The sequence below is a fragment of the Pseudoteredinibacter isoporae genome (assembly GCF_040372805.1).
GTDB lineage: Bacteria > Pseudomonadota > Gammaproteobacteria > Pseudomonadales > Cellvibrionaceae > Pseudoteredinibacter > Pseudoteredinibacter isoporae_A.
Map to the genome: position 1 here is coordinate 124631 of NZ_BAABWJ010000009.1, position 20254 is coordinate 144884.

Below are 20254 nucleotides of genomic sequence, written 5' to 3' on the forward strand. Positions count from 1 at the left end.
TTCAAGTGAATGGTGGATATTTGCAGGCCTGTGTTCTGTGCCATAATGCGATCTGATTATTGTTTTGGGGGCAGGCGTGGATATTCTGGTAACTGGCGGTGCGGGTTATATTGGCAGTCACACCGTTATTGAATTAGTTGCAGCGGGTTTTAATCCAGTTGTTGCAGACAATCTCAGTAATAGTAAGGCGGAATCTCTGCGCCGGGTTGCTGAACTTTGTGGGCAGGATATTACGTTTTACCAAGCCGATATTCAGGATGCGGCAGTTCTCGCCGACATCTTTTCCAAACATGACTTTTCCGCGGTGATTCACTTTGCCGGTTTAAAAGCGGTTGGCGAATCCTGTGAGCGGCCACTGAATTATTATCAGACCAATGTCGCTGGCACCATGAGTTTACTTGAGCTGATGGCCGAGAATCGCGTACACAATTTTATTTTCAGTTCTTCTGCAACAGTATACGGCGATCCGGATGTGGTGCCCATTCCCGAGTCGGCTTTGACGCGCACGACAAATCCCTATGGTGCCAGCAAGTTGATGGTGGAAGATATTTGTCGGGATTTGTGCCGTGCGCCGAACAATCCATTCAAGATTTCTTTATTGCGTTACTTCAACCCCATTGGCGCGCACCCCTCCGGGAGAATTGGAGAAGATCCGAACGGGATTCCCAATAATTTACTGCCGTATATTTCTCAGGTGGCGGTCGGTAAATTGCCTCGCCTGCAGGTATTTGGAGACGACTACCCTACTGTTGATGGCACGGGAGTGCGCGATTACATCCATGTCCTCGATCTGGCTAAGGGACACGTGGCGGCTTTGCAATATCTCTTAAACAAACCGGCCAACTGTTATACCTTCAATTTGGGAACCGGGCAGGGTTACTCGGTATTAGACGTGGTCAATGCCTTCACACAAGCCAGCGGTAAGGCGGTCCCCTATGACATTGCTCCGCGTCGCTCAGGCGATATTGCAGCCTGTTATGCAGATGCCGATTTGGCAAAGCGGGAATTGGGCTGGGAAGCTGAGCACTCGATTGAACAGATGGTCAGTGACGCTTGGCGCTGGCAGTCCGCGAACCCAAATGGCTATGAATAGCTCCGCACTGTAAAAAAATCGTCGTAATTCTGCCATTTGCTTGTCAAGAAAACGCAAACAATCTGACACAGCCCCGGCGCACACTGGCGCTATCAATGATTTGCTGAAAGGCATGCATCAGGGGTGGTGTCGATGAAGATTACGGTATTTGGAAGTGGCTATGTTGGTCTGGTGAGCAGTGCCTGCTTGTCCCAGGCTGGGCATGATGTCTTGTGCATGGACATTGATCAGGCGCGAGTTGCGGACCTTTCCAAAGGTGTTAATCCAATTTACGAGCCCGGTTTGGACGAATTGCTTAAAAGCGGTTTGGCCGATGGCAGCCTTACATTTACTCACTGCACAAAAGACGCGGTCGAACATGGCGATGTTTTGTTTATTGCCGTAGGAACCCCGCCTGAGGAAGACGGTTCAGCCGATGTACGACATGTCATCAATGTTGCTCGTGGCATTGGTCGTTATCTGAGCAGAGAAAGCATCATCGTCAATAAGTCCACGGTGCCGGTCGGGACTGCTGAACAGGTCCAGTCCGCTATTTCTGAAGAATTGGCTTTCAGAGATATTCGCGTGAATTTCGATGTGGTATCCAATCCTGAATTTTTGAAGGAAGGGGCGGCCATCGAAGATTTTATGAAGCCGGATCGCATTGTGATCGGTACCCACCAGGAAAGCAGCGCAGAGATCATGCGTCGGCTTTACAGTGCCTTCAATCGTAATCATGATCGAGTGATGGTTATGGCTACACGCTCGGCGGAGCTTACCAAATACGCCGCCAATGCGATGTTGGCAACCAAGATCAGTTTTATGAATGAAATGGCGGGCATTGCTGAGCGTGTGGGTGCCGACATTGAGCAGGTACGTCAGGGTATCGGTTCAGATCCCCGAATTGGCTATCATTTCATTTACCCGGGTTGTGGTTATGGCGGTTCTTGTTTTCCAAAAGACGTAAAAGCACTGGCGGCAACCGCTCAGCAGTATGGGCAGCGTTCCAGCTTGTTAAATGCCGTTGAAGCGATTAATCAGCACCAGAAGCAATGGATGTTTCAACGTTTGAGCGAGCATTTTGACGGGGAGCTTGCTGGCAAAACTATTGCGCTGTGGGGGTTGGCGTTCAAACCTCGCACCGACGATATGCGAGAAGCACCGGCGCTGGACCTGATGGCGTCTTTGTTTGCTGCCGGGGCCAAGGTGCAGGCTTATGATCCCCAGGCCATGGATGAGTGTCAGCGTATATGGGGTGAGCGAGATGATTTACTGCTGTCAGGAACCAAGGAGATGGCATTGAAAAATGCGGATGCTCTGGTGATTTGTACAGAGTGGAAAAACTTTTGGTCGCCCAACTTTGCCCAGCTTAAACACTTGTTAAATGAAGCTCTGATTGTTGATGGTCGGAACTTATACGATCCTGCGTCAATGGCGGAAGAGGGGTTTCATTATTACTCGGTTGGGCGCCCCATTGTTGAGCCTCAGCGTATCGCCCCGGTGTTGTCTGTGGCCAGCTGATTCTTCAACGCTGTTTTAGTCACAAGCGCAACTGTATAGGGTTTGATCTTCCAGGCACATGATGGTCAGGTGACCACCCCATACGCAACCGGTGTCGAGTGCAAATACGTTCGCGGCATCGGCGTGCCCTTGCAAGGCTGCCCAATGACCAAAAATAATGCGATTTTCTCGGGTCTTGCGTTGTTTGATCTTATACCAGGGTTTAAATCCTTTGGGGGCCGAATCGGGCCCAGACTTCGCTTGAAACTCCAATTGCCCATCGGCATCGCAAAAGCGCATGCGGGTAAAATAATTGGTGATGATGCGAAGTCGATCCTGACCTTTCAGGTTTTTGCTCCAGACTCTGGGCTCACTGCCAAACATGTGCAGTAAAAAGTCCTGATAGCGTTGTTCGTCCTGTAAAACAGTTTCAACTTCAGCTGCGCGCCGCAGGGCTTTTTTAATCGTCCACTGAGGAGGAATGCCTGCGTGCACCATTGTGTACCCTAACGATTCATCGTGATGGACCAGCTTCTGTTGACGCAGCCAGTGACACAGTTCTTCACAGTCTGGGGCGCGGATGATGTCTTCGAGAGTATCGCCGTCACGCATTGGCTGGAATCCCTCGGCGACAGCGAGGAAACTCAAATCATGATTGCCCAGAACCACCTCAGCTGTGTCACCCAAGTCACGAATAAATCGAAGTGTTTCCAGCGACCTTGGCCCGCGATTGATCAAATCGCCCGCGACCCAGAGTTTGTCGGTCGTCGGGTCGAAATCGATTTGTTCAAGCAAATGAAGCAGAGGTTCGAGACAGCCTTGAATATCCCCAACGGCGTATGTGGCCATAGTTGCCTCAGTGCAATGCGTTGGGAGGAAGTAAAGCGAAAGTCTCGATGGCAGCCTCAAATTGTGAGCCGTCATCGCGCTTCATGGTATAGCTGCCTTCCATGGTGCCGGTTGGCGTTTCAATAATCACTCCGCTGCTGTAGCTGAATGATTCACCGGGCTCAAGGCGAGGCTGCTCACCAACGACCCCAAGGCCCCGCACTTCTTGAAGTTGCTCGTTTTCATCCAGGATTCTCCAGTGACGGCTGATCAGTTGGGCCGCCTGCTGGCCATTATTGGTGATGCGAATGGTGTAGGCGTAAACGTAACGAGGCTCTTCCGGTTTGGATTGCTCTTCGATGTATTGGGGCTTGGTTTGAATATCGATATCCGTCATGGCTTATACCTTCACACCCAATGCCAGGAGCTCATCACTCAGAGCAACAAATTCTGCGACGCTGAGGTTTTCTGCGCGCAAAGTAATATCGGTGCTCAGTGCATCAAGTTGCTCGGCATTCGCCAATTGCTTTAAACCGTTGCGTAAGGTTTTACGACGTTGCTGAAAGGCGACATTCACAACGCGTTCCAGTAATTTCACATCTTTTGCCGGGTGCGGAAGTGCTTTATATGGATTCAGGCGGACAATGGCGGAATCAACTTTGGGCTTGGGTTGGAAGCACTCTGGTGGTACCAGAAATAAATTTTCAACCTGACAATAGTACTGCACCATAATGCCCAAGCGACCGTAGGATTTCTGTCCCGGTTCGGCGGCCATGCGCTCTACCACTTCTTTTTGCAGCATAAAGTGCATATCTTTCACTTTGCCGTGATAGCTTAGTAAGTGAAAAATCAGTGGCGTTGAAATGTTGTAGGGCAGGTTACCAACGATTCTCAATGCCGGTTCGTCATGCGGAACCAGACTGGAAAAATCGAATTTCAGTGCGTCCGCCTGATGAATTTTGAAATCCTGATATATGGCAAACTGGGCCAGGAGAATGGGAATTAAATCACGGTCCAGTTCAACTACATTGAGCTTTGGGCAGGCTTCCAGAAGCAGTGCCGTGATGGCGCCTTTACCCGGTCCGATCTCAACGAGGTTGTCGTTGCTCTGTGGGGCAATTGAGCTCACAATTCTTTGAATAATGCCCGGGTCACTCAAAAAGTTCTGACCAAAGCGCTTACGGGCTTTATGGGAAAATGAATCCACGTTTGTCTCGCGTTATATGGGGTTACACTCTTGCCTGACTCATTTGGCAAGCGTAGTCGATGGCGGTTGCTAAACTGCCGATATCGGCTTGGCCGCTGGCGGCCAGATCGAGAGCCGTACCGTGATCGACGGAAGTGCGAATAATCGGTAGGCCCAGGGTAATATTAGCGGCGCGCCCAAAACCCTTGAATTTTAACACAGGCAGGCCCTGGTCGTGATACATGGCAAGTACGGCGTCAGCTTTATCCAGATACTTGGGGGTGAAAAGGGTGTCTGCCGGCAATGGGCCGACCAGTTCGGCATCGTTTGCATCAATACTTTCCATCACAGGTTCGATGATGTCGATTTCCTCGCGCCCCATATGACCCCCTTCACCGGCGTGAGGATTTAATCCGCAGACTAAAATTCTGGGGCGGGTGATGCCAAAATCGTTTTTCAGATCGTGAATGAGAATATTCAGAACCTGAGTCAGACTCTCGGCTTGAATCGCTTGTGCCACATCTTTTAAGGGCAGGTGGGTGGTTGCCAAGGCAACTCGCAGGCCATCGGTGGCAAGCATCATCACGACTTTATCGACGGCGCAACGAGTTTGTAGATATTCAGTGTGGCCGCTGAAAGGAATACCGGCATCATTGATAATGCCTTTGTGAACAGGACCGGTCACCATGGCATCGAAGTGGCCCTGGCGGCAGCCATCAATGGCGCTGTCGAGGCAGGCCAGCACATAAGGAGCATTCTCTTTATGGAGCACGCCAGGCTCAGAGGAATGGCAGTTATGTGGGAGGTAAAAAAGCTGCCCAGCCTGATTGGCGGCTGCATGGGTGTTGGGATCAAATGGCGTCAGAGTAAGGGGCAAGCCCAAGGTGTTTGCCCGGGCTTTCAACAATTCTGGACAGGCGATGGCAATCAATTGTTGGTGCTGGGCGTGCTGGATGTGTGCCAGCAGAAGATCCGGGCCGATGCCCGCAGGCTCGCCCGGAGTGATTGCAATACGCTTGATCATAGCGGGCGATTAGTTGCCTGCGATTTTGCTTAGCTTGATTTCAACATAGGCTTCATCGCGGATTTCCTGAAGCCAGTTTGGCAGCTCTTCTTCGAAGCGACGCTTGCCAATAATGTTGGCAGCCTGGTTACGAATCACGGTATCGGTGAAGTCCTGCTGACGGCGTTCATCCACTTTCAGAATGTGCCAGCCAAACTGACTGCGGAACGGTTCGGAAATAGCGCCGACTTCGGTCGCTTTCATGGTGGCCTCAAATTCAGGTACAAATTGCCCAGGTGTGGACCAGCCCAAGTCACCACCGCTCAACATGGAGCCGATGTCTTCCGAATGGTTCTTGGCCAGCTCGGCGAAATCGGCGCCGCCTTGCAGCTCTTCACGGATATGGGAAATCTTTTCAAAGGCTTCGTTGTCACTGAGGATGGTTGAAGGCTTCACCAGAATGTGGCGCACTTTGGCTTGCTCCACAATGGTTTCTTCACCACCACGCTGATCGTACAGTTTCAGAATATGGAAACCGGCATCACTGCGAATCGGGGAGCTGACATCGCCCTTAGCCATATTGGGAACGGCTTCGGCGAGCAGGCTGGGCAGTTGGGAGGTTTTGCGCCAGCCCAAGTCACCACCTTGCAGTGCCATTTGGCCATTTGAGTTGGCGATGGCCAGTTCTCGGAAATTGGCACCGTTGCTCAGTTGTTCGTATAAATCATTGGCTTTGGCTTTGGCGTCATCGACAGTCTCTTCGTCGGCGCCAGCGCTTAAGCTGATCAGGATATGGCCCAGTTGATAGTCGGGAGAAACCCAAAACTGACCTTCCTGGGATTCCAGGAAGTTATCGATTTCCTGGTCACTGACATGGATGCGGCGATTCACGCTGCCTTTTTGTACGCGGTTGATGATCATCTCTTTGCGCAGGCGATCTTTGAACTGTGCCATGCTCATGCCGTCGCTCCACAGCTGCTGCTGGAACTGTTCCATGGACAAGCCACCGCCGGCGGCCATGCGAGAGATGGCCTGGCTGATTTCCTGCTCGCTGATTTCAACACCGGCACGCTGACCCATCTGCAGTTGTAAACGTTCGCGAATCAAATGTTCCAGTACTTGGTCACGCAATACGGCCTCGGGAGGCAATTCAGTATTCTGAGCTTGCAAGCGTTTACTGATCAAGGACAGTTGCTGTTGCAGCTCACTGGCCATAACTACATCGTTATCGACAATCGCGACGACTTTATCCAGAGCGATGGTTTGGGCAAAGGTGCTCAGGCTTAAGCTTAAGCTGAGACCGGCAATCAGTGATTTTATGGTTTTCTTACTGTTCATACTGTTAGTTTCCAAACATGTCTTCGCGTTGCTGGTAGCCGTAAATCGCGTCTTTCAGGATGCTGCTCAAGCGTTTGCCTGTACCGCCCAAGCCTTTGAGCTGAATTTCAAAAAAGATGCCACTGTCTTCCTGAACCTGCTGGTCGACCAAGGTGCCCTGAGTTGCCAGGAAGTTATCAATCCAACGGCGGCCAACCAGACGAATGCGATAGCAGCAGCTGTTATATTCGAACCCGGCAAGGGTCTCAAGTTCCCGCTTATTGGTGACGTCATAGTTGCTGCGAGCAATCAGGCTCCAGCTGTCGAATACTGGCAGGATAAAGGATACATCGGCCTGCTCAATGTCATTGTCGAGCAGCTCATTGGTGATGCCGTTGTTATTGAAGTCGGTGTTATCCAATTGACCGAAGTTACGGTCATAGCGGTAGCTGAGGTTAAAGATACGGGCATCTTCATCCATGTAGCGCAAATAGACGTTACCGCGCTCCAATCGATCGTCGTACTGGCGCCAGGTCAAGTCGACGCCATAGCGCAGAGTCTGTGACAAGCTGCCACTCAACAGGAAGGCGTACTCAGACTGATCGCCGATTTGTCTTTCCAGTCGATCCAATTGACGGCGAGCCTGAATGCGCTCGGAAATGTTGCTGGACGACAACTGAGCGGTCAGTTCTTGTCTCAAGGCCTCGGCGTTGCTCAGATCGCCAAACTCGCCGGTCAGCGACACCTGGCGGTCATCAAAGTAGAAAATCTGACCAAGGCTCACGCGCAACCATTCTTCACCGCTGCGCTGATTGATAAAGCGAGACGTCAAGCCTACAGACAGCTGATTGGCATCGTCGATGCGGTCTGCACCGGCAAAGCGACTGGTGCGGAACAATTGGCTATACCCTACGGTGACATCCGAGGTGTCGAAATCAATGTCGGCGCCGCCAGGGGTCAGGTTGTAGAAGTCGCTTTGGTCAGCGTGATCACTGTAGAAGTAAAACAGTCGAGGCTCAAAGGTCTGCTTGTAGTTCTTACCAAACAGATTACCTAAGCGTTCAAAGTAAATTGTGCTGTCAATGCTGGCCATGCCTGCAGCAGCGTTCGGGCTGTCATTGGCGCTGTCGAGCAGGTTAAGGCTGTCGAGTTTATAGGACAGGGCCCGGGCACCGATCATTGGGCGAACATAACCCCAAGCCCATTGCTTATCCCAGCTCAGACGGTAATCCAGGCGAGCACGGTCACCCACAATTCGATTGGCATTGCGATCTTTGTCGCGATGATCAAACTGAGTGTACTCGTTTAACAGCTCGGCACTGAAGTCGCCCCATTGGTAGTTACCCATTGCGCGAACGGTGGGAAGTTGTTTATAGGGCGATGCCAGACCATTCACGATGGTTTGGAATTTCTCGGCTTTAATCGAGACATCCCAATTGTCCAAACGGTAACCGGCCAAGGCCAGTTGGCGCAGGTCACTGATGCTGTTCAGTGAGAGGCTGGCGGTATCGAGGTCACGCAGATAGTCGCGGTCGCTCACCTGAGTGTAATCAATTTTTGAATACCAGGACTCGCCACGGCCTTTTTGATCAACCCCCACCAACCAGCGATCTTCATCCAGATAAGGGCTGGCTTGTCCCGGGCTGATGATGCCTTCATTTACCAGGCGTTGGTTGTCTTTATCGTTACCGCCTTCGTCTTTGGCGAGGTAAGCAAAATTGGCGTCGGTTCTGAAATATCGGTTCAGATGACGGAATTCGGTTTCCAGCATAAAACCGCGATCATTGATGTAACGCGGCGTTAAGGTCATGTCGTAATTCGGGGCCAGATTCAAATAATAAGGCACGGTCAGATCGATGCCGCCGCTGTCGCTGGAGCTGATCGATGGAAACAGCAGACCGGACTTGCGTTTGTCACCCACAGGGAACTGCAGGTACGGGGTGTAAAACACCGGAATGCCTTTAACGCGAAGGACAATGTCTCTGGCTGTGCCGACTTCTGTTTTGGGGTCAATGTGAACGCGTCGTCCTTGCAGCAACCAGGAAGGGTCTTCTGGTTCGCACTGAGAATAACTGGCTTCGGTCATTTCCAAAGTCTTGTCGCCCAGGCGAGTGATCTGTGTCGCGCTGCCGTGGATACCTTGTTGGTGCAGAACATATTGAGCGTTGTTTACATGGGCAACGCCGCTGTCCATATCCATATCCATGGAATCACCCTTGATGAGGACCCCAGGCTCGCGCAGGCGGATATTGCCGTCGAGTTCAGCGGTGCTGGTGCCTCGGTCTACCATGGCGCGGTCAGCTTCCAGTTGGCGATAGCCCTGGATCATTTTGACATCACCTTCCAAGGTCGCACTGGTTTCCTGCATGGCTTCGGTGGAGTCGGCAGACAGGCGCAAGGGGGCGTTGTCGGGGTCCAGCTGGGCCTCTTCGTCCTCGCGCATCGGTTCGACAAAAGCACCACAACAGCCGGGGCTCAATTCACGGCGCTGTTCTTCAGACAACTGTTCTTCTCGAACCCAGTCTAGAGGGTGGTAGCTGCTGACTGACTTGGCGTCCGCACTGCCTGCTGGGCCTTTGGCGCCACCCAAGAAGACATTGCTGCGTTGTGGTCGCTCATAGATCTCCGGGTTCGGCTTGGATTCACAGGCCCATTTGCCATCCTCAGCCTGACAATCCCACAGTGAATTGTCGTCCTGGGCGAGTGCCAGCTGGCCCAGGCCCGAACTGATCAGGGCAATGGCGGTTGCCAGAGTGGAGACCCGACTGGGGGCCTTGATGCCGGAATGAGGTAATAAAGCGCTTAGTTGTGGTTGGCGAGGCTTGGCCATGCAATTCGAAACCCAAATTTATCGTGTCTACAAGCGGCCTGCGGGATGATGAGGGCAGGCATTATTTTGTTGTTTTTAGCGCCAGCATTGAATTGCCGCCAGCAGCTTTGGCAAACCGTCGATTCTACTTGGGTTAGAAGGGGCTGGCTACTGCTATAGTCCTAGTAAAGTCAAAAAACACACGGCTTTTTGATTGGCTCCCTTGGCATTTGCGCGGCTGGCAGGTACAGTCCCTCCCAAATCCATATAATGCAGTAAATATGTCCGCTTCAGACCACACTCCCAAGCAATACGTCGATATCACCCCTGATTTGAGCTTCTGGATACGCCAAGAACTGTCTCTGGAGGAATTGCCCTCCCTGTCGGCCCTCGGTGGTGATGCGGGGTTTCGCCGTTATTTTCGATTAGATCGTGATGTTCGCGTGGACGGGCGAGCGTTGATGGCGGTGTTTGCACCGCCTGAGGCTGAGAAAAATGAAGAGTTTGTGGCCATGGCGGAGCTGCTGACGGATCTCGGGGTGAAAACACCCAAGATATTCGCAAAGGACCTGACACGAGGTTTTTTTGTGTTGGAAGACCTCGGCAATCAACATTTGTTTGATGTGCTTGCTCACGGCAATGTGGCTGATCTATACGATCGCAGTTCCGATCTTCTTCTGATGATTCAGCGTGGTGAGCAGGTCGCTGACTTGCCGGTGTATGACGAAGAGTTATTAATGCGGGAGATGGCGCTCTTCAGTGAGTGGTTTGTCCCTCAATTGCTCGGTTATACCTTGAGTGATGTGGATCAACAAATCCTGGATAGCAGTTTTGAAGCCTTAGCCCAAAGTGCTTTGCAGCAACCGTATCGTTTGGTGCATCGCGATTACCACAGCCGCAACATCATGCTGAATAATGGTGAGCTGTCGCTGATTGATTTTCAAGACGCTGTCTGGGGGCCAATCAGTTATGACTTGGTGTCCTTATTGCGCGATTGCTATGTGCATTGGCCCGACGCCACTGTAAGGAAAGCTCTGCAATCCCATTGGCAAAAAATGCCCGCTGAACTGAAGGGCGACATGGACTTGGAACAGTTTCAGAAAGCGTTTGATTGGATGGGTTTGCAGCGACACATCAAGGTGCTTGGAATTTTCGCTCGTCTGGCCCTGCGTGACAGTAAGCCGGCTTATCTGAATGATTTGCCTCTGGTGATTCGTTATACCTTGGATGTCGCTGAGCGTTATGAGGTGTTGGCAGATTTCGTTGCTTGGTTTAAGCGGTCGCTCTTGCCGCTTTGCGAGCAACAGGACTGGTATCAGGATTATAAGCAAGCCGGTGAACAGGGCGCTCATTTACGTCGTGAGATGGAAACTCCAGTCCTGGCAGATAATGCGCTTCTCAAGGACGTGCCATGAAGGCGATGATTCTGGCGGCAGGTAAGGGAACACGCATGCAGCCGCTGACCCTGACCACCCCCAAACCTTTGTTGGAAGCGGGCGGGAAAAGTTTAATCGAACATCAGCTGGATCGCATTAAGCTCGCAGGCATTCGCGAGGTTGTGATTAATATTGCATATCTGGGTGAACAAATACGGGAGCGCATCGGAGATGGTCGAGCCTATGGCTTGAGTATCCAATACAGTGTAGAACCTGAACCTCTCGAAACGGCCGGTGCGATTGCCCACGCTCTGCCGTTGCTCGGCGAAGCACCGTTTTTATTATTAAATGGCGACGTCTGGTGTGAGTTTCCGCTCGAACAATTATGCCAGCACGCATTGAATACTAGCCTGGGACGTTTGTTGTTGGTGAATAACCCGACGTTTAAAACCCACGGGGATTTCTCCATCGATCAAAATCAGTTGCTGGGTGTATTGGAGCAGGGGGAAGGCTATACCTACGCAGGGATCGCCTTGTTGTCACCGGCCTTGGTGGCGGACTACCCCAATAAGCGAAAAATCTTTGCCTTGCGGGAAGTGTTTGATGCGGCGATTGCCAAAGGCTTGTTGAGTGCTGAAGTGTACCGCGGTGATTGGCGAGATATTGGTACCGTCGAACGCCTTCAGGAACTCAGAAATGATCTGTCTTGATGGGAATTAAACGCGAGTGTTAGCGTAGCGTTTTCGCCCGACCTTTAGCATAGCGATTTAAAAACCCACGCACCCGTTTGCTCATCGGGTTTTCTCCCAGTGCCAGTTTGCTTGACGGTAAAGGCAATTGTTGTTGTCGGTATACCGGCAGCCCCGCGCGCAAGGCATAAGCTTTGCGTTGTTGTGCCAGTTGCTGGCTTTTCTCTCCGTCTTCAAAATAAATATCCAGCACATACAAATCCAAGTCGGCCATCGCTTTTGCCAAATTAAAATCGGATTGGTTGGGTATATGGGAAACCGCATTGATGCTGACCAGTGCCGCAATGGGTTTGGCGACTTGAGCTTGCGGATTACTGGGTGGGGAGACTGGAATGTCAGCAATCATTTTTACCGCACGCACGACGGATTGACCTTCACAGATAATGGCAATATTCAACAGCCCTTGTTGCCTCAGGTATTCATACGCTTCCATGAGGCGCTCGTAGGCCTGTGTTTCGGGATCGATCATACTGGGGTTGGTTTCTTCGGCTGCCATGGGGGCGCCGTTGCCTTGTGGAGCGCCCTGGGTTTCTTCAGGTGTTTTGGCCTGGGATTCGTTTGTTTCTGCAGGCCCATTTTGGCCCTGGGTGTCGTCCGGCGTGGTGTTTTGTATCGGACGCTCTGGAATGGCTTGCGGTAGGCTAGGGGGTAGACTTATTGCCAGGCTGGTCCAGCCATGTTTGGCAAGATTATCACTGAGGACTTGGCTGGTTTGGGGCCAGCGAGGGTGCTGGCCATCACGGTGCAAGACAATAGCTGCGCCATAAGGAAGCGGGCGCCAAGCTTCCTGATACACCGCAAGAAAGCGTTCCGCACCTTCACCTAGCCAGAGCAGGGATTCGGGATCCACCTCTTTTGCCAGGGCGGCCATTTTTTCCTGGGCCAGATGCTGTTTGTCCAGTGAAGGGCGGGTAATTGTCTCGGGATCCTCAGGTGTACTGGTTTGGGGTTCTTGAGTTTGAGTTTCCTGGGTTTGAGTCTCTTGAGTCTGGGCTGTCGCCGCACTATCGCTCGGCTCTTGCCCATGGGAAACGTTGCTCGACAGTACGGCGAACAGGAGCGAAATACTTAGGGATAGGGGGTTACGGCGAATCATGATCCAGACTTTTAGATGTTAATCGCCCCTAAGTATAGTCGCTTGTGACAGTGTTGCTGCCGCGAGCTACAATAGCGCCCTGATATAGCCTGGATTAGAGTTGTAGCCATGAAAGATTTCAAAATAGCACCTTCCATATTGGCAGCCGATTTCGCTCGCTTGGGTGATGAAGTGACAGATGTCCTGGACGCCGGTGCGGATATTGTTCATTTCGATGTGATGGATAATCACTATGTCCCCAACCTGACCATCGGCCCGATGGTGTGTAAAGCGTTGCGTAACTACGGCATTACGGCACCTATTGATGTGCATCTGATGGTGGAGCCGGTGGACGACATGATTGGCATGTTTGCGGATGCTGGAGCCGATTACATTACCTTTCACCCGGAAGCCTCTCGCCATGTGGATCGCTCAATTCAACTGATCAAACAGAAAGGGTGTAAAGCCGGATTGGTGCTTAACCCGGCGACACCGATCGATTCTGTGCGCCACGTTTTGCCTCAGTTGGATATGTTGTTGTTGATGTCCGTTAACCCTGGTTTTGGTGGACAAAAATTCATTCCATACACATTGGATAAGCTGCGTGAAGCGCGTCGTGCGATTGATGAGATCGAAGCAAATAGCGACGCCTCTATTCGATTGGAAATTGACGGTGGTGTCACAGCCGAGAATATTTACGAGATTGCCAGTGCGGGTGCGGATACGTTTGTCGCTGGCTCGGCGATCTTCAGTAAAGAGGATTACCGTACGGCTATCGATAATATGCGTTCTGAACTGGCTCGCGTGCCCTCTTCGTGATGGCGTGATCGATTCGCTCAATTGAGAGCATCCTGCGGTGAGGCGCAGCTGGAACCCTATGGTGTCGGCTGCGCCTTTCGTCTTTAAAGAGGGGGAGTTTGGAAGCTCATACCTGATCAATACATCCTTGTTGAGATCGGGGTTTTATGCAAGAACAATAAATCGAAAAACAGGTGCCTTATGAAAGTTTTAGCGTCTTGGTTTTGTGCGGCAACGCTTATGGTCACGCCATTCGTACAAGCCTATGATCGAATCACCGGCTCAGAATTTGCTTCGCGTTCAGAAGTTATCGCACAGCATGGGATGGCGGCAACGTCCCAACCTTTGGCGACACAAGTTGCGCTTGATATTCTGAAGCAAGGTGGTAATGCGGTTGATGCGGCCATCGCAGCGAATGCGGTTTTGGGTTTAGTCGAACCGACAGGAAACGGTATCGGCGGCGATCTGTTTGCCATTATCTGGGACGCTAAAAGCCAGCAGCTTTACGGTTTGAATGCGTCAGGTCGCTCACCCAAATCCCTCACGCTTGAACATCTGAAATCCCAGGGCGATAAAATCCCCGCCTATGGCCCGTTGCCTGTTTCGGTGCCTGGTGCCGTTGACGGTTGGTTTGAAATGCACAATAAATTCGGCCAATTGCCTATGGCTGATTTACTGCAACCGGCGATCGATTATGCTCGACAAGGCTTCCCGGTCTCTGAATTAATTGCCTATTACCTCGATCGCAGTGTGGCGGCTCGAGCGAAATACCCTGGTTTTAAAGAAGTCTTTATGCCCAATGGCCAAATGCCGAAAAAGGGAGAGATCTTCCGTAATCCTGCCTTGGCGAATACATTGGAAGCCATCGCGAAAGGCGGACGTGATGCGTTTTACACAGGGGACATCGCAAAAGAAATTGATCGCTATATGAAGGCCAATGGGGGCTTTTTACGTTACCAGGATTTGGCCGATCATCGCAGTGATTGGGTAAAGCCCGTGAGCAGTAATTATCGTGGTTACGATGTGTGGGAATTACCGCCTAATGGTCAGGGCATTGCCGCACTGCATATTTTAAATTTGATGGAAGGCTTTGATGTGAAGGCCATGGGCTTTGGCAGTGTTGACTATGTACACGCCTTTGTTGAAGCCAAAAAAATTGCCTTTGCGGATCGCGCGCGATTTTATGCCGATCCGGATTTCAGTGATATTCCGGTTGATCGAATTATTTCCAAAGCCTATGCCGACAAACAGCGCCCCAAGATCGATATGAAAAAAGCCGCCAAGCGGGATCATGCCGGCCCGGTGGACGGCGACACTATTTATATGACCACGGCCGATAAAGACGGCAATATGGTGTCTTTGATTCAGAGTAATTTCCGTGGGATGGGTTCGGGTATGACGCCCGCCACATTGGGTTTTGTGTTGCAAAATCGCGGTGAGTTATTCAATTTTACCGATGGGCATCCCAACCAATACGCGCCAGGAAAACGCCCTTTCCATACCATCATTCCAGCGTTTGTGACCAAAGACGGCAAACCCTGGTTGAGCTTTGGTGTTATGGGGGGCGCGACTCAACCTCAGATGCACGCCCAAATTGTGATCAATATGGTCGATTTTGGTATGAATCTGCAGGAGGCCGGTGACGCACCGCGCATTTTGCATACTGGCTCCAGTCAGCCGACAGGCGAAATTATGCGCGATGGAGGTTACGTCAGTCTGGAATCCGGTTTTCCGATGCTGCTGCGCCGGGAATTGAGCAAGCGCGGCCATGTGATTCGAGACAGTTTGGGCGCCTATGGTGGATACCAAGCGATTTTGCGGGATTTGGATAGCGGTGTGTATTACGGTGCTTCAGAAACCCGCAAGGATGGCCAGGCGGCGGGTTATTAATCCTAAGCCTGTGTTAGAATCTCGTCATGGAGTGTCGTCAACTTTGCGGAGCTTGCTGCATTGCGCCGTCAATAAAGCAAGCCATGCCCAATATGCCGAATGGCAAGGCCGCTGGGGAATACTGTGCCAACCTTGATCGCGAGAGTTTGCAATGTCGTATTTGGGGGCAGGCAGATTACCCGGAGTTTTGCCGTGGATTTCGACCTGAGGTCGATTTCTGTGGTACCAGCCGAGAAGACGCGTTAAGAATCTTGACCGTTTTGGAGGCCGACACCCAGGCACAGAGATCGTGATACGAATTTAAATACATGGCCTTACTGATTAAGGCACAGAGAAAATTGTAGGAACAGAATTATGGCAAAACTGCCTGATGAACAACGTGAAATCCACGCCAAGTACACCTCCGCTTTTATTGAGTTGGCGAACAAATTGAAAGACGAAGGCGGTGAAATCCAGGTGATTTCTGCGGCCCTGATGAGCGCCTCTGGTGTTTATGCTACTTACACCACTTCGGGCAATGAAGGTTATCTGCATCAGTCTGGTATCGATAAGGTAACAGAGGTGTACAAAAACAATCTGACCTTTATTCAAAACATGAAAAAAGCCGAGGCTCACAAAGGCGAAGCTGAAAAAGGCAACTCCTGATTCTGACAGGCTACTGATATACTCACGTTAGTAGCCGTCATTTCCCTTTGTTAATCTTCTTTAATCATTCCCATGGCCCATCTTCTTTATCGCCTGAACCAGTTACCAGAAGACGAAATCCTCGACATCAGGCAGTTGCTTGATGAGGCCGATATCGACTATTACGAAACCAGTGCTGGAAACTGGGGGATATCATTAGCCGCCGTTTGGTTACCCGATGACCATCAGTTGGAAGAAGCAAAAGCCTTATTGGAAAACTACCACCGCTATCGCGCAGAAGCCGCTCGTGAGCATCCGGTGGAGAGCTGGTGGGCTCATGCTCGACGCCGACCGGTCAAGGTTTTGGCGTTCTCTATTTTGATTGCGGCCTGCTTTTATCTGTTATTGGCGCCTTTTATCTCTATGATGCTCCCCTCCTAGGAGGATAGAGCCTTACTGGACAGCAGAATACCAATTTACTGCTATGCTTGCAGCATGGATTAAGCCCCTTGTTTTCTCTCTTGTAAGCCCCGGGGCATCACTGGCATATGGCGGAGTGTGCTATGGCGCGAGTATTACTGCTGGCAGTTCTTATTGCCGGTCTACAGGCTTGTGGTGAATCAGGCCATGAGCATTTCTGCTCCAAGTATCAATATCTTCACGGCAAGCTGACAGAGCCGGGTGTCTTACCCTTTATGACTCTTAAGCGCATGCTACGCCAGGAACTTAACGATCCTTCCAAGCGTGATGATGCGAAAATGGCGCTCTTCGTGATCAGCGATATTGAACGTGGTGTTATTCGTGAAAGTGAAACCCCCCGGGACTATTGTCTACGTCGCAAGCGCTGGGAATCCTACCGTTAGCCTGAATGCCGTACAGGTCATTCACTAAGCGATCAGCTTGTGCTTCATCAAATCGTCACATCTTTCCGGTTTTAATATACGTTTAAGCGTATATAATGATTGCCATATGTTTGCTTGAAGGGGGCTGCAATGACGGTAAAGGTGGGGATTAATGGTTTTGGTCGCATGGGGCGCCTGGTGTTGCGTGCCGCTTGGCAGTGGCCTGAGTTGGATGTGGTCCAAATTAACGATCCTGCAGGCAGCGCTGAATGTTTCGCGCATTTGATGAATTTCGACTCTGTTCATGGCAGCTTTGAAGGCGAGTGTTGGGCTGAGGGCGATGAATTACACATCGGTCGGCACAAAATAGCGTTCAGTCGTCATCTGACTCTGGAAGAGAATGACTGGTCGGATTGTGATTTGATCATCGAAGCCTCGGGTAAATTTAAACGTCAGAAATCCTTGCAACCCTATTTTGATCAGGGGGTGAAACGTGTGTTGGTGACCGCCCCGGTCAAGGAAGATGGCGTGTTGGACACGGTCGTGGGCGTGAATGATCATCTGTTTGACCCGAAGCAACATCGTATTGTGACCGCGGCGTCCTGCACTACAAATTGCCTGGCGCCAGTCGTTAAGGTTATTAAGGAAAACTTCGGTATTGTTCACGGCAGTTTTACCACCATTCATGACATCACCAATACTCAGAGTATTCTTGATCAAGCTCACAAGGATTTACGTCGTGCCCGTGCCTGCGGTCAGAGTTTGATTCCAACCAGTACGGGCTCAGCCACGGCTATTATGGAAATTTTTCCAGAGTTGAAAGGGCGTCTTGATGGTCATGCTGTAAGAGTTCCTTTGGCCAATGCCTCGTTGACGGATTGCGTTTTTGAGTTGGAGAAAGACACGACAGCTGAAGAGGTGAATGCTTGTCTGCAGGCGGCCAGTGAAAATGAATTGGCTGGCATTCTCGGTTATGAACCCCGTCCCCTGGTTTCGGTGGATTACAAAAGCGATCCGCGTTCCAGCATTATTGATGCCTTGAGTACTCGTGTCATTCATGCTCGTCACCTGAAGCTTTATGCCTGGTATGACAATGAGTGGGGCTATGCCAACCGCAGCGCAGAGTTGGCAAAAATGCTTTCGGCGCATTGCTAAAGGTCCGAAGTGATGAGTGATCGCCACGATACCGGTATGCGCCAGTACGGCTTAATTTGTGCCAACTATTGGACCTTTACGATTACCGATGGCGCCCTGCGTATGTTGGTGCTGTGGTACTTTCATCAGCAAGGTTATGGTGCCTTGGCCGTTGCCAGCTTGTTTGTGTTCTATGAGCTTTTCGGGGTATTTACCAATTTGTTTGGCGGCTGGCTCGGAGCGCGTATTGGCCTGAATCAAACCATGAATTTGGGTTTGTTGTTGCAAGTCGCATCCCTGGGTTTGTTGCTGGTACCGGCTGAAATGCTGACCGTAATGTGGGTCATGATGGCACAAGCGGGTTCTGGTATCGCTAAAGACCTGAATAAAATGAGCGCGAAAAGTGCTATTAAAAATTTGGTTGCGAAGGATCAGTTGTTTACCTGGGTTGCCCGTCTCACCGGTTCAAAAAACAGTTTAAAAGGGCTGGGGTTTTTCGTTGGTTCTCTGTTGTTTCAGTTCTGGGGATTCCAGGAAGCACTGATATTGTTAATGGTCTTGTTGAGCGTGGCTTTGGTTGCCAGTTTGTTACTGCTTGATAAACGTCTGGGGAAGAGTCAGTACAAAGCCAAGTTTAAAGAACTGTTTTCTAACAGCGCGGCGCTGAATCAGCTCTCGGCAGCACGCTTGTTTCTATTTGCCGCTCGAGATGTCTGGTTTGTTGTGGCTTTGCCGGTTTCTCTGGCGCAGTTTTTTGGTTGGTCCCATTCGGCAGTCGGCGGATTTTTGGCTGGGTGGATCGTTGTTTATGGCTTGGTGCAAGGGTTCGCGCCACAGCTGGTACGCCAGAACAAAGCGGCGGGTAGCCTTTGGTTTTGGGCCGCGTTGTTGTCGGCTCTCACCGCGCTCATCGCGGTGTCGATCGGACTGAATGGTGAGGACAGCAGACTCTTGTCCCAGATTTTGCTGTTGTCAGGATTGTTGGCGTTTGCGGGGATTTTTGCGATTAATTCGGCTTACCACAGCTATTTGGTTGTGGCCTATGCCCGCGCAGATGGGGCGTCTTTGGATGTGGGTTTTTATTATATGTCGAATGCACTGGGGCGCTTGTTGGGCACCCTTTTGTCAGGGTGGGTATACGCGAGTTTTGGATTGGCAGCATGCCTCGGAGTATCGGCCATTCTGTTGTTGCTGGCGGCGGTATTGGCGTGGGGCTTGCCTGCATCGGTTGTGGATAAACAAGATGCCGGATGTTAAGCGGTGGCCCGTTGTTATACGGGCTCGAAGGTGTAGTTGACCGCGTGCTGGCGACGCTTGTCACGAATTTTGCGCAGCTGGCGCTGGGCTGGAATCTGCCATTGGGCAACGCTCTCGGAAATACAGTAGCCGCGGCTGGTCAGGGCATTAATAATGGCATTGGCGGCGCCCAGTGCTTGCTGGGAGCGGTGGTAGGGCCCCTGGCTTTTTACTTTGTGAGGCTGTTCATTGCTGATACCTCCCAGAGCAATCAGGGAGTACAAGCCCTCTTCAACAGGCTTGACGTGCAATTCAATACGCTTGCCTGAGGCTGCCAGAAGCACCACGGATGTCCCTAGTTGAGGTAGCTTTAAGTAGTTAAGTCGCATAGTCTTCATTTCATTGGCTAAGTTTGACCCGCATCCGATCGGGTTCCTTAAGGCTTGCTTTGCTTCTTGTGGTTCTGCCGCGATTCCCGAGAGTATTTCTGATCGAATAACCGGGTGTGGCTGTTTATATAACGAGCAATCTGCAAGCGCCTTCAAACTCTGTTGTTGTTTTGCCCGTGACGGGCCTTTTTGGTTGAGTCTGGCGTCAAAATTCCCTTCTAGCTTCCCTTATCTGTCTGAAAGCGTCAAGTTTCAAACACTCTACATTGGGCAATTGAATGTAGATATAAGCTGTTGATATTAAATATAAAACGGTTGTTTCTAGTTCTTTTGAATGAGGCGGGCAAATCGATAACTGGTCGGCCTTTTCATGCACTTTGTGAACTGGGTAACACTTTTGGAGGGGGCCAATTTGGGGCCTGTATA

At 51.1% G+C, this 20254-nt stretch carries 20 protein-coding genes; 12 read left to right on the forward strand and 8 right to left on the reverse strand.

Features of this window, described 5'->3' with window-relative positions; translation table 11 throughout:
* Positions 1-76 precede the first annotated feature (76 nt).
* Complete coding sequence (gene galE, locus ABWW03_RS16365; protein WP_353410076.1) at positions 77-1093, forward strand: UDP-glucose 4-epimerase GalE; 1017 nt, start codon at positions 77-79, stop codon at positions 1091-1093.
* 132 nt (positions 1094-1225) lie between these two features.
* A complete protein-coding gene (locus ABWW03_RS16370) occupies positions 1226-2593 on the forward strand; it encodes a UDP-glucose dehydrogenase family protein (protein ID WP_353410078.1) in 1368 nt (455 codons plus the stop codon).
* 15 nt (positions 2594-2608) lie between these two features.
* On the opposite strand, the gene ABWW03_RS16375 is transcribed toward ABWW03_RS16370, so the two are convergent.
* Genes ABWW03_RS16375 through ABWW03_RS16400 form a run of 6 tightly spaced genes read right to left on the reverse strand, consistent with a single transcriptional unit; the run spans position 2609 to position 9736 of the window.
* Entirely contained in the window at positions 2609-3421 is an 813-nt protein-coding gene (locus tag ABWW03_RS16375) for a symmetrical bis(5'-nucleosyl)-tetraphosphatase (protein ID WP_353410080.1), read from the reverse strand.
* 7 nt (positions 3422-3428) lie between these two features.
* On the reverse strand, positions 3429-3797 hold the full coding sequence (gene apaG / locus ABWW03_RS16380) for a Co2+/Mg2+ efflux protein ApaG (RefSeq protein WP_353410082.1): 369 nt from the start codon (positions 3795-3797) through the stop codon (positions 3429-3431).
* A gap of 3 nt (positions 3798-3800) precedes the next feature.
* On the reverse strand, positions 3801-4607 hold the full coding sequence (gene rsmA, locus ABWW03_RS16385) for a 16S rRNA (adenine(1518)-N(6)/adenine(1519)-N(6))-dimethyltransferase RsmA (protein ID WP_353410084.1): 807 nt from the start codon (positions 4605-4607) through the stop codon (positions 3801-3803).
* A gap of 22 nt (positions 4608-4629) precedes the next feature.
* Positions 4630-5610 carry a 4-hydroxythreonine-4-phosphate dehydrogenase PdxA gene (gene pdxA, locus ABWW03_RS16390; RefSeq protein ID WP_353410087.1) on the reverse strand — a complete coding sequence of 327 codons (981 nt, stop codon included), beginning with the start codon at positions 5608-5610 and terminating at the stop codon, positions 4630-4632.
* Positions 5611-5619: 9 nt separating this feature from the next.
* Positions 5620-6927: a peptidylprolyl isomerase gene (locus ABWW03_RS16395; protein ID WP_353410089.1), complete on the reverse strand. Its 1308-nt coding sequence runs from the start codon at positions 6925-6927 to the stop codon at positions 5620-5622.
* A 4-nt stretch (positions 6928-6931) separates the two neighbouring features.
* Positions 6932-9736 (reverse strand): LPS-assembly protein LptD, encoded by a 2805-nt coding sequence (locus ABWW03_RS16400; RefSeq protein WP_353410091.1) that lies wholly within the window; start codon positions 9734-9736, stop codon positions 6932-6934.
* A 260-nt stretch (positions 9737-9996) separates the two neighbouring features.
* Here ABWW03_RS16400 and ABWW03_RS16405 point away from each other — a divergent pair, with 260 nt between their 5' ends.
* Both ABWW03_RS16405 and murU read left to right on the forward strand, forming a co-directional pair.
* Positions 9997-11130, forward strand: coding sequence for an aminoglycoside phosphotransferase family protein (locus ABWW03_RS16405; RefSeq protein ID WP_353410093.1), 1134 nt, complete (start codon positions 9997-9999; stop codon positions 11128-11130).
* Positions 11127-11801, forward strand: a complete 675-nt coding sequence (gene murU / locus ABWW03_RS16410) for an N-acetylmuramate alpha-1-phosphate uridylyltransferase MurU (protein ID WP_353410095.1) — start codon at positions 11127-11129, stop codon at positions 11799-11801. The genes ABWW03_RS16405 and murU overlap by 4 nt, the downstream gene beginning before the upstream one ends.
* A gap of 19 nt (positions 11802-11820) precedes the next feature.
* On the opposite strand, the gene ABWW03_RS16415 is transcribed toward murU, so the two are convergent.
* Positions 11821-12936, reverse strand: coding sequence for a DUF3530 family protein (locus ABWW03_RS16415; RefSeq protein WP_353410097.1), 1116 nt, complete (start codon positions 12934-12936; stop codon positions 11821-11823).
* 108 nt (positions 12937-13044) lie between these two features.
* Here ABWW03_RS16415 and rpe point away from each other — a divergent pair, with 108 nt between their 5' ends.
* From rpe to arsJ, 8 genes are all read left to right on the forward strand, one after another.
* Entirely contained in the window at positions 13045-13734 is a 690-nt protein-coding gene (rpe, locus tag ABWW03_RS16420; RefSeq protein WP_353410099.1) for a ribulose-phosphate 3-epimerase, read from the forward strand.
* Between the two features lie 180 nt (positions 13735-13914).
* Entirely contained in the window at positions 13915-15603 is a 1689-nt protein-coding gene (gene ggt, locus ABWW03_RS16425) for a gamma-glutamyltransferase (RefSeq protein WP_353410101.1), read from the forward strand.
* A gap of 26 nt (positions 15604-15629) precedes the next feature.
* Positions 15630-15896: a YkgJ family cysteine cluster protein gene (locus tag ABWW03_RS16430; protein WP_353410103.1), complete on the forward strand. Its 267-nt coding sequence runs from the start codon at positions 15630-15632 to the stop codon at positions 15894-15896.
* 61 nt (positions 15897-15957) lie between these two features.
* Entirely contained in the window at positions 15958-16248 is a 291-nt protein-coding gene (locus ABWW03_RS16435) for a DUF3144 domain-containing protein (RefSeq protein WP_353410105.1), read from the forward strand.
* Positions 16249-16320: 72 nt separating this feature from the next.
* Positions 16321-16668 carry a DUF6164 family protein gene (locus tag ABWW03_RS16440; protein WP_353410107.1) on the forward strand — a complete coding sequence of 116 codons (348 nt, stop codon included), beginning with the start codon at positions 16321-16323 and terminating at the stop codon, positions 16666-16668.
* A gap of 122 nt (positions 16669-16790) precedes the next feature.
* Complete coding sequence (locus ABWW03_RS16445; protein WP_353410109.1) at positions 16791-17090, forward strand: hypothetical protein; 300 nt, start codon at positions 16791-16793, stop codon at positions 17088-17090.
* A 129-nt stretch (positions 17091-17219) separates the two neighbouring features.
* Positions 17220-18224: an ArsJ-associated glyceraldehyde-3-phosphate dehydrogenase gene (locus ABWW03_RS16450; RefSeq protein WP_353410111.1), complete on the forward strand. Its 1005-nt coding sequence runs from the start codon at positions 17220-17222 to the stop codon at positions 18222-18224.
* Positions 18225-18236: 12 nt separating this feature from the next.
* Entirely contained in the window at positions 18237-19460 is a 1224-nt protein-coding gene (gene arsJ, locus ABWW03_RS16455; RefSeq protein ID WP_353410113.1) for an organoarsenical effux MFS transporter ArsJ, read from the forward strand.
* A gap of 14 nt (positions 19461-19474) precedes the next feature.
* Here arsJ and ABWW03_RS16460 read toward each other — a convergent pair whose 3' ends face one another.
* Entirely contained in the window at positions 19475-19828 is a 354-nt protein-coding gene (locus ABWW03_RS16460) for a hypothetical protein (protein ID WP_353410115.1), read from the reverse strand.
* Positions 19829-20254: the final 426 nt, after the last annotated feature.